Raw genomic sequence first — 13,280 nt, 5'->3', positions numbered from 1 at the left:
TCCTGGCCGGGCTTCCCCGCTGCACAGGCTTTACGAACGCAGAATTGCGCCGGCAAAATTTGCAAAGCCTGCCCGAAAGGCTATCGTGAAGTGCTGTGTCAAGGGAGGATGACATGCGCGACCTTGAACATGTGAGTGAAATCGACCGCGTATTGAAGGGGTACGAGACCGGCAGGGATGGGCTGGTGTCGGAAAGCTGGCGGCGCTGTGTCCAGACGTACGGCATGGATCCGGCGCGTCCGGAACCGGCACATATCGTCACCGAGCAGCAACTGCGCGAACATCAGGAGCAGTCCGAGCGGTTGATCGCGACGGCTCGTTCCGGCCTGCGCACCCTGTTCAAGCAGGTGGCCGGGCACAACTACGTGCTGCTGCTGGCCGATGCCAAGGGTGTGTGCGTCGACTTCTTCGGCGATCCGCGGTTTGAGGACGATCTCCGGCAGGCGGGCCTTTATCTCGGGTCCGACTGGTCCGAGGATCTTGCGGGAACCTGCGGTGTCGGCTCCTGCATCGTGACGGGGGAAGCTGTCACGATCCACCAGAGCGATCACTTCGGGCTGTCGCATACACCGCTGTCCTGTACGGCGGCGCCAATCTACGACACCTGCGGCAAGCTGGCGGCGGTTCTGGATATTTCCCTCCTGCGCTCCCCAAGCCCGAAATCGAGCCAGAACCTCGCGATGAACCTGGTGAAGGCTTCCACCCGCCGGGTCGAGATGGCCAACCTGATGGCGACCACACGCAAGGAATGGGTCTTGCGCTTCTCGACATCGCCGGAGTTTCTGGAAGTCGATCCGGAAGCCGCCATCGCCCTGGACGACAGCGGACGGATAACGGGAATGACGCACGGCGCGCTCGCGTGTCTGGCCCCGACCGGCTCCACAGACCTCATAGGAAGCCGGATCGACATGTACCTGGACCTGGATGTCGACGATCTGCCGTCACTGATGCGAGGCCGCCCGGCGGAAGATCGGGTTCTGCGCCGGCGCGACGGTGGTGGGTTATACGGTCATGCCATCGCTCCGCAAGCCGCTCGCATGGCACGCAGCCCGGTTTCCGGGACCTTGCCCACGCCGCTGCGCGGCATCTGCGGGCAGGATGCGACGCTGTCGCAGGTGGTGTCGAAGATTGCCCGGCTCGCGCCAACGCAGGTTCCCATCCTGCTGTCCGGTGAAACCGGAACGGGCAAGGAATATCTGGCAAGGGCCATCCATGTTCTGGGTCCGGCCGACCGGTCGTTCCATACGCTCTGCTGTTCTGCCCTGAAACCGGAAAAGGTCGGCGCCTTGTCTGATGCTGCAGCCGGAACGCTGTTCCTGCGCGGGATCGAAGATCTGGACAAGGCGGGCCAGGCTGCCTTGCTTGCCTTGCTGGAACATCGAAGCGACCTTCGCGTGGTGGCCACCACGCGGCAGGATCCGGCAGGTTCCACAAGCATCCGCGCACTGCGGCCGGAACTCTATTTCAGGCTTGCCGGGTCTCTCGTCCGGATCCCGCCGCTCCGGCACCGCCAGGATTTCGACTGGCTGGTCGATCGCCTGTTACGACGCTCTCCGCGGGACCTGCGCCTGTCACCTTCGGCACGCGCCGAACTCAGCGGCCGGCATTGGCCGGGCAACATCCGTGAACTCGCGACCTTGCTGGATGTCGCGACAGCGCTTGCAGAAACCGATGTGATCGACCTTACCGATCTGCCGCAGGCGTCTTTGTCCAGACGCGTCGAAACCGACCCGAAACAGGATCTGGAAGCACTTCTGGACGCCTGTGGCTGGAACATGTCTCATGTCGCCCGAAGGCTTGGCGTCAATCGGTCGACGGTGCTCCGGCGGATGCGCTCTCTCGGCCTGGAGCCACACCCCAAGCCGCGTGCATGACTATCTGTTGCGTCCTGTTGCGTGCGCAACAGCAAACGGAGTTTCTGCCCCTTAACGTCATCAATTGACGGGCGTTCCATGGAAAAATGCAGGGGCGCTCTGCATTGTTTCCTCCATAAACAGGGAGGAACTGGAATGCTCGACAAACCATTGGTTCACGAGACCGAGACTTTTCTCAACACTTTCGGCAAGGCGCTTGAAGACGGCAAGATCGATGCTGCAACGAACATGTTCCTGGACGATTGCTACTGGCGGGACCTGATTGCCTTTACCTGGAACATCAAGACCGTCGAGGGCAAGGATCAGGTCCGCGACATGCTGGAAAAGCAACTGGCCTCCACCGGGCCGAGCAACTGGCGCATCGCGGAAGGCGAAATACCGACGAAAGAGGGCGATGTCGTCACGGCCTGGATTCAGTTCGATACCGAACGGGCCCGCTGCTTCGGCCTGATCCGGCTGAAGGGCGGCAAGATCTGGACCCTGCTGACGACCATGGCCGAGCTGAAGGGCCATGAGGAGCCGAAGGGCTTCAACCGGCCGCTGGGGGCCAAGCACGGCGCCAGCAAGCACCGCACCAGCTGGAAGGAGGAGCGCGAGCGTGAACTGGCGGACCTCGGTTACAAGACCCAGCCCTATTGCCTGATCATCGGCGGCGGCCAGGGCGGCATCGCGCTCGGCGCGCGCCTGAGGCAGCTCGGTGTGCCCACCATCATCGTGGAAAAGAATGACCGGCCCGGCGACAGCTGGCGCAACCGCTACAAGTCCCTCTGCCTGCACGATCCCGTCTGGTACGACCACCTGCCCTACATCAAGTTTCCGGAAAACTGGCCCATCTTCAGCCCCAAGGACAAGATTGGCGACTGGCTGGAAATGTACACCAAGGTCATGGAACTGAACTACTGGACCCGGACCGTTGCCAAATCCGCAACTTACGACGAAGCAAAGAAAGAATGGACAGTCGTCGTGGATCGTGACGGCGAGGAAGTGGTTCTGAAACCGAAACAACTGGTCATGGCAACCGGCATGTCGGGCAAGGCAAACGTTCCGAAATTCCCCGGCATGGACACCTTCAAGGGCGACCAGCATCATTCTTCCAGACATCCGGGACCGGATCAGTATCGCGGCAAGAAGGCGGTCGTGGTCGGCTCCAACAATTCGGCGCACGATATCTGCGCGGCGCTTTGGGAAAATGATGTCGATGTGACCATGGTGCAGCGATCCTCCACCCATATCGTGCGCTCCGACACCCTGATGGACGTAGGCCTCGGCGCGCTTTACTCGGAAGAGGCGGTCCGGTCCGGTGTAACGACGGAAAAGGCGGACCTGATCTTCGCCTCACTGCCCTACCGGATCCTGCACGAGTTCCAGATCCCTGCCTATGCCGAGATGAAGAAGCGGGACGCGGACTTCTACGAAGGGCTGGAGAAAGCCGGGTTCTGGCTGGACTGGGGCGACGACGAAAGCGGCCTTTTCCTGAAATACCTGCGCAGGGGCTCCGGCTACTACATTGATATCGGCGCCAGCCAGCTCATCATCGACGGCGAGATCAAGCTGAAGCGTGGCCAGGTCACCGAGATCGTGGAAGACGGTGTCATTCTGGACGATGGCACGAAACTGGAAGCGGACGTGATCGTCTATGCCACCGGCTACGGTTCGATGAACGGCTGGGTTGCCGACCTGATGGGCCAGGACATGGCCGACAGGGTTGGCAAGGTCTGGGGCCTTGGTTCCGACACCACCAAGGACCCGGGCCCCTGGGAAGGCGAACAGCGGAACATGTGGAAACCGACCCAGCAGGAAGCGCTCTGGTTCCACGGTGGCAATCTGCACCAGTCGCGCCATTACTCCCAGTATCTGGCGCTACAGCTGAAGGCGCGGATGGAAGGCCTGCCGACCCCGGTCTACGGCCTGCAGCAGGTGCATCACCTGTCCTGACCGGAAACGCGGACAGGACCTGACCAAATGGAAGAGCCGGGGGAAATGTCCCCCGGCTCTTTCCTTCTTCACGACACCTTCACCCACACCCTCACCATCGTCATCCCGGACGTAGCGCAGCGAAGATCCGGGACCGGGGAACCACCAACGCGTGGCTGCAACAAGTTAGCGTCCATATCGAAACGTTCGTGCCTCCCCGATCCCGGCTCGCGCTTCGCTTGGCCGGGAAGACGACGTGAGGTTGGTGACAGAATTGCTTGGAAAGCGGCCTACCATTTCACGAGTGCGGAGAGGCCCTGGAACAGCGTCTCCCTACCCCACCGAAGGCTTGAACCTTTCCCGCCCCGAGACGAACCGGTCTCAGCGCGTATAAGAGCTTCGGCAGCACCGGACAGGAACAATGTCAAAATCCCTTTGACCGTAGAAGCCTGGCGCCTATTGTGCGAAAAAACCACAGTAATTTCCGTCAGGATACGGTCCATGAGCAGGTTCTGGAGCCCCATAGTCGGCAAGCTGGTGCCCTATACGCCGGGTGAGCAGCCAAAGGACCGCAGCTTCATCAAGCTGAATACGAACGAGCATCCCTATGGCCCGTCACCCATCGCGCTCGGGGCAATCCGCGCAGCTACCGAAGACAGCCTGAGGCTCTATCCCGATCCGTCAGCCGGTGCGTTGCGGGCAACGATCGGGGCAAGCTTCGGTCTGGGTGTGGATCACGTTTTTGCGGGCAACGGCTCGGACGAAATCCTGGCCCATGCCTTTCACGGCTTTTTCAGTGGCAAGGACAAGCTGCTGTTCCCCGATATCACCTACAGCTTCTACAAGACCTATTGCGAGCTTTACGGCATTTCGCACCGTTCTGTGCCACTCGATGATGATTTCCGGATTGATCCGGCCAGCCTTGGTGGGCCGTGTGGTGGCATCGTGCTTGCCAATCCGAACGCTCCGACCGGCATTGCGCTTGATCTTGAAGCGGTGCGAAGCGTTCTTGAGCAAAACCCGGATGTGGTGGTGCTGGTTGACGAAGCCTATGTCGATTTCGGCGCGGAGAGCGCCGCTCGTCTGGTTCCCGAGTTCGACAATCTTCTGGTGGTACAGACCTTTTCCAAGTCGCGCGGCCTGGCGGGCCTGCGTGTCGGATTTGCTCTTGGTCAGCCGCACCTGATCGAAGGGCTGCAGCGGATCAAGGACAGTTTTAATTCCTACCCTCTCGACCGCCTGGCGCTCGCGGGTGCAGAAGCCTCCTGGCAGGACACCGCCTGGTTCGAGGAGACCCGGCGCCTTGTGATCACGGAACGGCATCGGATGGCGGAAGGCCTGCGCTCTCTCGGGTTCAACGTGCTGCCGTCGGCAGCCAATTTCCTGTTTGTCTCGCATGAAACAAGGGCAGCACGGGATCTTCTGACAGGCCTCAGGGATGAAGGCATTCTGGTGCGCCACTTCAACAAGGACCGCATCGACAACTGGCTGCGTATTTCCATTGGAACGGAAGAGGAGGGCGAGGCCTTGCTGAAGGCGATGGCGGGACTCGTCGCCGGCTAACCTCTGCCATTCTCGCCGTTTCTTGCAAAACCACGAGGACGAACCCATGTCTCGAACATCGTTTCAAAAGGGAGACAATGCATGCTGGTCACCACCACCAACACCATTCAGGGCAAGGATCTGGACTACAAGGGTCTGGTGACGGGCGAGGCGATCCTTGGCGCGAATATCTTCAAGGATTTCTTTGCCGGCATTCGTGACATTGTCGGCGGCCGCTCCGGCGCGTACGAGGAAGAACTTGGCAAGGCGCGCAAGATTGCCATCGACGAAATGTGCCAGCAGGCCCAGGCAATGGGCGCCAATGCGGTGATCGGCGTCGACCTCGATTACGAAACCGTAGGCCAGAACGGCTCCATGCTGATGGTCAGCGCCACAGGGACCGCGGTCTTCATCCGCTGATCCTGCCATGTCATCCGACATTTTCATTTCTCCCGGCTTCCCGGAAGACCAGCGGCCCGTTGCCGCCCGCCTGTTCTGGCAGGCCTTTTCCGGCAAGCTCGGCAAGGTACTGGCCCCGGAAGAAAAAGCGCTTCGACTTGTCGAGCGCATCCTCAACCCGGATTTTGCCATCAGCGCTCTCGACCGGGAGGGACGGCTGCTAGGCCTTGCCGGTTACAAGACCCGGGACGGAGCTCTTGTCGGCGGAAGCCTCGCCGACATGACGGCGGTTTACGGCGCGTTCGGCGGCCTCTGGCGCGGGCTTCTTCTGGAAGTTCTGGAGCGCAGGATCGAGCCGGACTGCCTGCTGATGGACGGCATCTTTGTGGCCGAAAGCGCCCGCGGCCGCGGCATCGGCGGCACCTTGCTGAAAGCCATTGGCGAAGAAGCACGCCAGCGCTCGCTCACCCGTGTGCGGCTGGATGTGATCGACACGAACCCAAGGGCAAAAGCTCTTTACGAGCGCTCGGGATTCAAGGCCGTGGGGGAAGAAAAGACCGGGTTTCTCGAGCTTCTGTTCGGCTTTTCCTCCGCGACACGTATGGAAAAGCAGGTTTAGGGAGTTCAGCCAGGTTCAGAGCCAGTAGTTTTTTGGTTGCCTCAACCCCGCCCTTTCCCCTCTTCCGCAATGATGCTCTAGTTGGCCGGTCCCCAACAGGAGCCTTTGAATGTCCTCACACGGTTATGAAAGCGGGCGGTTGAACCTGCCCTTTGTCGGCATCTGCACCTTCGGCAAGTTTCCCTATCAGCCGGATTGGGACGCCATTGATGCGGATGTTGCCGTCATGGGGGCGCCGTTCGACTTCGGCACCCAGTGGCGTTCGGGCGCGCGTATGGGGCCGCGTGCGATCCGGGAGGCCTCGACGCTGTTTTCCTTCGGCCATGCGGGCGCTTATGATTTCGAGGACGACATCACCTACCTGCCGGCGGAAACCACCCGCATTGTCGATCTGGGTGATGCCGATATCGTCCATACGGACACGATTGAAAGCCACAGACGCATCGAATTCGGCGTACGCAAGATCCTTAAGGCCGGTGCCTTGCCGGTGGTGCTGGGCGGCGATCATTCGGTCAACATTCCCTGCATCAACGCCTTTGATGGCGAAGACCCGATCCACGTCGTCCAGATCGATGCGCATCTGGATTTCGTCGACGAACGACACGGCGTCCGCTACGGCCATGGCAACCCGATGCGCCGCGCGGCGGAAAAACCCTATGTCACCGGGCTGACGCAGATCGGCATTCGCAACGTCTCCTCCACCTCGCGCGATGGCTACGAGGACGCCCGCAGGATGGGCTCCGACATCCTGTCCGTGCGTCACGCCCGCAAGCTCGGCACCGAGGCGCTTCTGGCCCGGATACCGGCCGGCAAGCGCTATTACCTGACGCTCGATATCGATGCTTTCGATCCGTCCATCGCACCGGGTACGGGCACGCCGAGCCACGGCGGATTTCTTTATTATGAAGTGCTGGAGCTGCTCGACGGTCTGGCAAGACAGGGCGACATCGTCGGCATCGATCTGGTGGAAGTTGCGCCGGACTATGACCCGACCGGTTCCACAAGCACCCTTGCGGCACAGGTTCTCATGAACACCATCGGCAGGGTTCTGCATCACCGCAAGACATGAAAAACCCCGCCGGCCGGAGTGAACCGGCCGACGGGGTGAAATTTCGCGACTGGATGCTCAGAGGCCGTCGAACAGCGCCGTGGAAAGATACCGTTCTGCGAAGGACGGAATAATCACCACGATGTTCTTGCCTTCCATGCCTTCGCGCTGACCGACGCGGATGGCAGCGGTGAGCGCGGCGCCGGAAGAAATGCCCACCGGCAGGCCTTCGGTCTTTGCCACTTCCCGGGCCATGGCGAAGGCATCTTCGTTGGCGACGGTCTGGACTTCATCGTAGACGGAGGTGTCGAGCACGCCCGGCACGAAACCGGCACCAATGCCCTGGATCTTGTGCGGACCGGGCTGGCCACCGGAAAGCACGGGGCTGTCGGCCGGTTCGACGGCAACGACATGAAGGCCCGGCTTGCGATCCTTCAGCACCTGGGAAACGCCGGTGATGGTGCCGCCGGTGCCGATGCCGGAGACGAAGACGTCAACGCCGCCTTCGGTATCGTTCCAGATTTCTTCCGCGGTGGTGTTGCGGTGGACTTCAGGGTTGGCGGCGTTTTCGAACTGCTGCGGCATCACCGCACCGTCGATTTCGCTGATCAGTTCCTCGGCGCGGGCGATTGCGCCTTTCATGCCTTTTGGCCCTTCGGTCAATTCCAGCTCGGCGCCCAGGATCTTGAACATCTTGCGGCGTTCCACCGACATGGTCTCCGGCATTACCAGGATAAGCCGGTAGCCCTTGGCGGCAGCGACAAATGCCAGCGCGATGCCTGTGTTGCCGGAGGTCGGCTCGACGAGTGTGGTCTTGCCCGGAACGATCTGGCCGGCCTGCTCCATCGCCTCGATCATCGCAACGCCGATCCGGTCCTTGACGCTGGAAATCGGGTTGAAGAACTCAAGCTTCGCCAGGAGGTTGCCCTTGACACCGTGCGCCTTGGCCAGTCGGTCCAGCCGGACGATCGGTGTATCGCCGATGGTCTCGGTGATGGAGGAATAGATTTTTCCGCGACCACTGGTCTTGATCGTCATGGCAGGTCTCCCAAGTTGGCCGGATCTTCTTCCGCCGGCATCGTTCGACTATCGGAGCGATAAGATAGTACGGGTTTCGGCAAGTTATAAGGGGCCGAAAGCACCTTTGCGATCCTGCGGGTAAAACCTTTTTCCAGAAAAGCTTCAGGTCTTGGAAAAGAGCAGGTCCGGCAGATCCGCCATTGCCTCGAACAGGACGGCCCCGGCGCCCTGCATGGCCTCGCGGTCGCAAGCGGGATCCTCGACAAAGGCATAGACGCCCATGCCCGCTGCCCGGGCTGCCAGAACGCCGGGCAGGCTGTCCTCGATTACCGTACAGTTTTCCGGGGCATGGCCCATGGTACGTGCTGCCAGCAGGAACACATCCGGCGCGGGCTTGCCACGCTCACAGTCCTGTGCGGAAAACAGCCGGCCTTCCAGCCGGGGCAGCAGACCGGAACTGCCGAGCGTTGTGCGCATCTTTTCATATTTGCCGGAAGACCCGACGCAATAAGCGACGTCGCGCCGGTCGAGTTCGTCCAGCACGCCGGCCACGCCTTCGATCGCCGGAACACCCGCCTTGAAGCTCTCCAGATCGCGCAGCCGCACCTGGTCCGGCCAGTCGGCGGGCAACACCTGACCTGTCAGCTCTTCGATCATGGACTGGACGTCTTCCAGTGTCCGTCCCATGAACCTGCGCTGACAATCCGGCCCGGTCATCGGAACGCCAAGCTCGCTGATGATCGCGGCCATGTTGGCGTTGGCCATGCGTTCCGTATCGACCAGAACGCCGTCGCAATCGAATATGATCAGCTCGGACATCACGCGCGGCCAGTCGAACCGAAACCGCCGGACCCGCGCTCGGTCTCCGAGAGAACCTCGACTTCGACAATGTCCGCCTGCAGAACAGGTGCAATCACCATCTGGGCGATCCGGTCTCCCCGTGAAATCTCGAAGGGGTCGTCACCGAGATTGATCAGGATCACCTTCACCTCTCCGCGGTAGTCGGCATCAATGGTGCCCGGCGTGTTCAAGACGGTGACGCCATGTTTGGCGGCAAGGCCTGACCGGGGGCGAACCTGAGCCTCGAAACCCGCGGGCAGAGCCATGGCAAGACCAGTTGGCACCAGGGCACGGGCACCAGGTGCAAGGGTTATCTTGCCGTCAACGGCTGCCAGAAGGTCAAGTCCGGCGGCCAGCACCGACTGATAGGCGGGCAGTGGCAGATCGCGACCGTGCTCCAGTCGCTTCAGTTCCAGGGTAACAGGCATTGAAAGTGTCCGGCAGTGAGCGTTGCTGGCGAGTGACGATATTCGCCGGTCCGTGTCAAGGCTGGCGGACATTCACGAAACTTCGCATGAAAATCAGATATCTACTTGAAGTCGTAATCTTCACCTGAAACACTCTGACGCATCGTAACGTGCCAGCGATTGGGAGATTGGCAACATGAGACGATTGATTTTTGCATTTACCACCGGGTTGATGCTGGTCGCTGCACCGGCTGCCTTCGCCCAGACCGTCGGCTATGCCGACGCCATTAAGATCCTGGCCGCCAGCTGTGGCAAGGACATCGAATCCTATTGCAAGTCCGCGACACTGGCCAACAACGGCATCACTCAGTGTCTTGAACAGAATCAGTCCAAGGTTTCGGAAAAGTGTAACGCCGACCGTCTGGTCGTGACTTCACTCATTCAGGCACGGCTGGCGGCCCAGGCGGAAGCGCCCAAACTGTGCCAGCGCGATGCCGCGCAATATTGCAAGGGCGTCAAGGCCGGTGCGGGCCATCTTCTGCGCTGCCTGCTGAAGGCCCAGCCTTCCGTCAGCGAAAAATGCAACACGGCCATTGACCTGGCCGGCTACCGCTAACTCGGCACCGGGAGATTTTTCATGAACAAGATACTTCTGGCCGGTTTGTCGGCCGCCTTTCTCGCCGTGTCCGCTTCGGGCCTTGCAGCCCAGACCAAGCTGAGCCGCAACGAGATCATCAACTCCCTGCAGGGGGCCCAGCAGAAGGTCGATCTTACGGCCGATGAACTGCAGAAAGCAGCGCTGGAAAATATCCAGAAATATCCGGGTGCAAATGCTCCCAACACCTTGCCGCTTGCCGACAAGCTGGCCTCTCTGCGCCAGTTCAACGTGGAAATCACGTTCGATTTCGACAGCGCGCGCATTCGCCCGGAATCCTATGAAACCGTTGGCCTGATCGCGGATGCCCTGCACACGCCTTATCTGCAGGGGCAGACTTTCTTCATCGTCGGTCACACGGATGCAAAGGGTGCACGCGAATATAACCTGGAACTTTCGCTGAAACGCGCGCAGGCGGTGCGTGAAGCACTGGTGACCACATTCCGTGTACCGGGCGACTATCTCTTCGCTGTGGGCCTGGGTGAGGAACAGCTGCGCGATCCGTCCAAGCCGGATGCCGCCATCAACCGGCGCGTTCAGCTGATCAACCTGGGTTACAGGTAAGGGCTGCTCGGGCGGGTTTGGGCCAGGCGTTCTGAAGCCCGCCTGATACCGGCACGCAAGGACACATACCGCTCCCGTAAGCGGAAGCGGTATGACTGAACAGTGGAAATCGAAGGCCGGGATTGTTCACATGTGTCGAACGAGCCTTCTTCCCTTTCTGGTCTAATCCTTCCGGCCGAATAGCTTATCTTCTCGGGTAGAAACAATTCTCCCGAGGAGTGGTCCCATGACGGCTACACCAAACCATATTTCGCCCGTCTTTTTTGCCCACGGTGCGCCGACCCTGGCCCTTGAAGACACCGCTGCCAGCCGGTTCCTGAAGAGTTTTGCCGCAAGCCAGCCACGCCCCAAGGCAATCCTGATCCTCTCCGCGCATTGGGAAACAGACGGTTTGAAGCTGTCGGCACCGGGACCGCTGCGGACCTATCATGACTTCCGCGGTTTCCCGCGCCCGCTCTACGAGATCTCCTATCCCGCAAAGGCCGATGTGGATCACGTCGACGAAGCGGCACGCCTCCTGGAAGCTGCCGGCCACGATGTGGAACTCGACAGTCACTGGGGGCTTGATCACGGCGCCTGGGTGCCGCTGTCGCTTGCCTATCCGGATGCCGACATTCCGGTCGTGGCGATGTCGCTGCCGCACGGCAGCACGCCTGCATCCGTCTATGCCCTTGGCCAGGCGCTGGCACCACTCAAGGACAAGGGCGTGTTGCTGGCAGGGTCCGGCAGCACCACGCACAACCTGCGTGAATTCGGGCCGCAAGGCTCGCCAACGCCTGTGTGGGCGTCTGATTTCGACCGCTGGCTGGACGATGGCCTCAAGTCCGGATCGATCGGATATTTCGACGATATCCAGAGCGCTCCGAACTTTCGCCGCAACCACCCGACGGACGAGCACCTTCTGCCGCTGTTCTTCGCCTTCGGCGCAGGTGGAACGGATGCAAAGGCCCAGCTTCTCCATAGAAGCTACGAGTACGGCTCCATCAGCATGAGCTACTTCCGCTTCGCAGCCTGACCAGCCCCATCGACCGCCCCTGCTCCGGCAGGGGCGCAGGCCTGCAGAACGGTTTCGGTGAAACAAGGCAGAAAGCTGCCGGTCAGAAGCACCCGTCCTTCATCGCGTACGTTTGTGAAATTGTTTGGCTCGGCTCAGTCCGAGCCGAGCGCCTCGGCTGCGCGGGCGATGATCCTGCGGGCTACCTCACCCTTGTCCATTTCCTGCCAGTCTTCGACGCCGTCACGGCTGACGACGCGAATGGTGTTGGCGTCGCCGCCCATGATGCCTGTCTGCGGACTGACGTCGTTCGCGATGATCCAGTCGGCCTTCTTGCGTTCCAGCTTGCCACGGGCATTGTCGATCAGGTTTTGCGTCTCGGCGGCAAAGCCGATCAGCAACTTTGGCCTCAGGTCCGGATGATGACCGACAGTCGCCAGAATGTCCGGGTTTTCCGTCAGCTCCAGCGCGGGCGGTTTGCCGGTCCCATCCTTCTTGATCTTCTGGGCCCCCTCGCTCGCGACACGCCAGTCGGCGACGGCGGCGGCCATGATGGCGATATCCGCCGGCAGATTGCCTTCCACCGCCTTTAGCATCGCGGAAGCGGACTCCACGTGGATGACATGGATATTGGCCGGGTCCGGCAGTGTTACCGGGCCAGACACCAGCGTTACCCGAGCGCCCGCTTCATAGGCGGCGCGAGCCAACGCATGGCCCTGCTTGCCGGAAGACCGGTTGGCAATGTAGCGGACGGGGTCGATCGGCTCATGGGTCGGGCCTGAGGTGATCAGAACATGTTTTCCGGCAAGCGGCAGGCTGCCGGCCCGGATCGCTTCTTCCCGCAGTACGGCCTCGGCAGCTGCCACGATCTCCAGCGGCTCGCTCATCCGGCCGGTGCCGGCTTCGCCCCTTTCCGCCATTTCGCCGGATGCTGGGCCGCAAAAGGCAATGCCACGCGCCTTGAGTATCGTCCGGTTACGCTTGGTCGCCTCATGCTGCCACATCTTCGGGTTCATGGCAGGGGCAACCAGAACAGGCTTGTTGGTTGCCAGCAGCACCGCTGTCGCCAGATCGTCGGCAATCCCGTGGGCCATCTTGGCCATCAGATCGGCGGTGGCAGGCGCTATCAGGATCAGGTCGTGGTCGCGGGCCAGGCGGATGTGGCCGACGTCGTGCTCGGCCTGCCGGTCGAACAGGTCGGTGAAGACGGTTTCCGCGGCCAGAGCCCCGGCAGCCAGAGGCGTGATGAACTCTTGCGCGCCTTTCGTCATCACCGGGATCACTCGGGCGCCGCGTTCCTTCAGCCTGCGGATCAGGTCAAGGGACTTGTAGGCGGCGATGCCGCCGCTGATGATCAGGACGATCTGTTTGCCGCTCAGCATCTTAACTCAGCACTCCTAGGGT

General features: G+C 61.1%; 13 protein-coding genes. 9 read left to right on the top strand and 4 right to left on the bottom strand.

Annotated elements, in window-relative coordinates; genetic code table 11:
* Window positions 1–113 precede the first annotated feature (113 nt).
* The 6 genes from ACYQ6M_RS23055 to speB all read left to right on the top strand — a co-directional run bounded on the left by ACYQ6M_RS23055 (window position 114) and on the right by speB (window position 7,417).
* Window positions 114–1,874 carry a sigma-54-dependent Fis family transcriptional regulator gene (locus tag ACYQ6M_RS23055; protein WP_460075838.1) on the top strand — a complete coding sequence of 587 codons (1,761 nt, stop codon included), beginning with the start codon at window positions 114–116 and terminating at the stop codon, window positions 1,872–1,874.
* Window positions 1,875–2,009: 135 nt separating this feature from the next.
* Window positions 2,010–3,809 (top strand): NAD(P)/FAD-dependent oxidoreductase, encoded by a 1,800-nt coding sequence (locus tag ACYQ6M_RS23050; RefSeq protein ID WP_460075836.1) that lies wholly within the window; start codon window positions 2,010–2,012, stop codon window positions 3,807–3,809.
* Between the two features lie 480 nt (window positions 3,810–4,289).
* A complete protein-coding gene (gene hisC, locus ACYQ6M_RS23045; RefSeq protein ID WP_460075834.1) occupies window positions 4,290–5,351 on the top strand; it encodes a histidinol-phosphate transaminase in 1,062 nt (353 codons plus the stop codon).
* An 81-nt stretch (window positions 5,352–5,432) separates the two neighbouring features.
* Window positions 5,433–5,750 (top strand): heavy metal-binding domain-containing protein, encoded by a 318-nt coding sequence (locus tag ACYQ6M_RS23040; RefSeq protein WP_023002348.1) that lies wholly within the window; start codon window positions 5,433–5,435, stop codon window positions 5,748–5,750.
* Window positions 5,751–5,757: 7 nt separating this feature from the next.
* Window positions 5,758–6,348, top strand: a complete 591-nt coding sequence (locus ACYQ6M_RS23035; RefSeq protein ID WP_209170715.1) for a GNAT family N-acetyltransferase — start codon at window positions 5,758–5,760, stop codon at window positions 6,346–6,348.
* A gap of 109 nt (window positions 6,349–6,457) precedes the next feature.
* Window positions 6,458–7,417 (top strand): agmatinase, encoded by a 960-nt coding sequence (gene speB, locus ACYQ6M_RS23030; protein ID WP_168691722.1) that lies wholly within the window; start codon window positions 6,458–6,460, stop codon window positions 7,415–7,417.
* Between the two features lie 57 nt (window positions 7,418–7,474).
* On the opposite strand, the gene cysK is transcribed toward speB, so the two are convergent.
* From cysK to dut, 3 genes are all read right to left on the bottom strand, one after another.
* The gene (cysK, locus tag ACYQ6M_RS23025; RefSeq protein ID WP_075284154.1) at window positions 7,475–8,434 is read right to left on the bottom strand and encodes a cysteine synthase A; all 960 of its coding nucleotides are present in this window, start codon (window positions 8,432–8,434) and stop codon (window positions 7,475–7,477) included.
* A gap of 144 nt (window positions 8,435–8,578) precedes the next feature.
* Window positions 8,579–9,235, bottom strand: a complete 657-nt coding sequence (locus ACYQ6M_RS23020; RefSeq protein ID WP_205838620.1) for an HAD family hydrolase — start codon at window positions 9,233–9,235, stop codon at window positions 8,579–8,581.
* Window positions 9,235–9,684, bottom strand: coding sequence for a dUTP diphosphatase (dut, locus tag ACYQ6M_RS23015; protein ID WP_023002343.1), 450 nt, complete (start codon window positions 9,682–9,684; stop codon window positions 9,235–9,237). Before dut ends, ACYQ6M_RS23020 begins: the two co-directional genes overlap by 1 nt.
* 175 nt (window positions 9,685–9,859) lie before the next feature.
* Here dut and ACYQ6M_RS23010 point away from each other — a divergent pair, with 175 nt between their 5' ends.
* The 3 genes from ACYQ6M_RS23010 (at window position 9,860) to ACYQ6M_RS23000 (ending at window position 11,897) form a co-directional block, all read left to right on the top strand.
* Window positions 9,860–10,279 (top strand): hypothetical protein, encoded by a 420-nt coding sequence (locus ACYQ6M_RS23010; RefSeq protein WP_208992429.1) that lies wholly within the window; start codon window positions 9,860–9,862, stop codon window positions 10,277–10,279.
* A gap of 21 nt (window positions 10,280–10,300) precedes the next feature.
* Entirely contained in the window at window positions 10,301–10,882 is a 582-nt protein-coding gene (locus ACYQ6M_RS23005) for an OmpA family protein (RefSeq protein WP_023002341.1), read from the top strand.
* 226 nt (window positions 10,883–11,108) lie between these two features.
* On the top strand, window positions 11,109–11,897 hold the full coding sequence (locus ACYQ6M_RS23000) for a DODA-type extradiol aromatic ring-opening family dioxygenase (RefSeq protein ID WP_460075830.1): 789 nt from the start codon (window positions 11,109–11,111) through the stop codon (window positions 11,895–11,897).
* Window positions 11,898–12,031: 134 nt separating this feature from the next.
* On the opposite strand, the gene coaBC is transcribed toward ACYQ6M_RS23000, so the two are convergent.
* Window positions 12,032–13,258, bottom strand: a complete 1,227-nt coding sequence (gene coaBC, locus ACYQ6M_RS22995) for a bifunctional phosphopantothenoylcysteine decarboxylase/phosphopantothenate--cysteine ligase CoaBC (protein ID WP_460075828.1) — start codon at window positions 13,256–13,258, stop codon at window positions 12,032–12,034.
* Between the last annotated feature and the right edge of the window lie 22 nt (window positions 13,259–13,280).

The organism is Roseibium sp. ROS1 (assembly GCF_054658215.1).
Note: the sequence above shows the minus strand (reverse complement) of the source record. Positions and strands in the feature narration are given on the sequence as shown.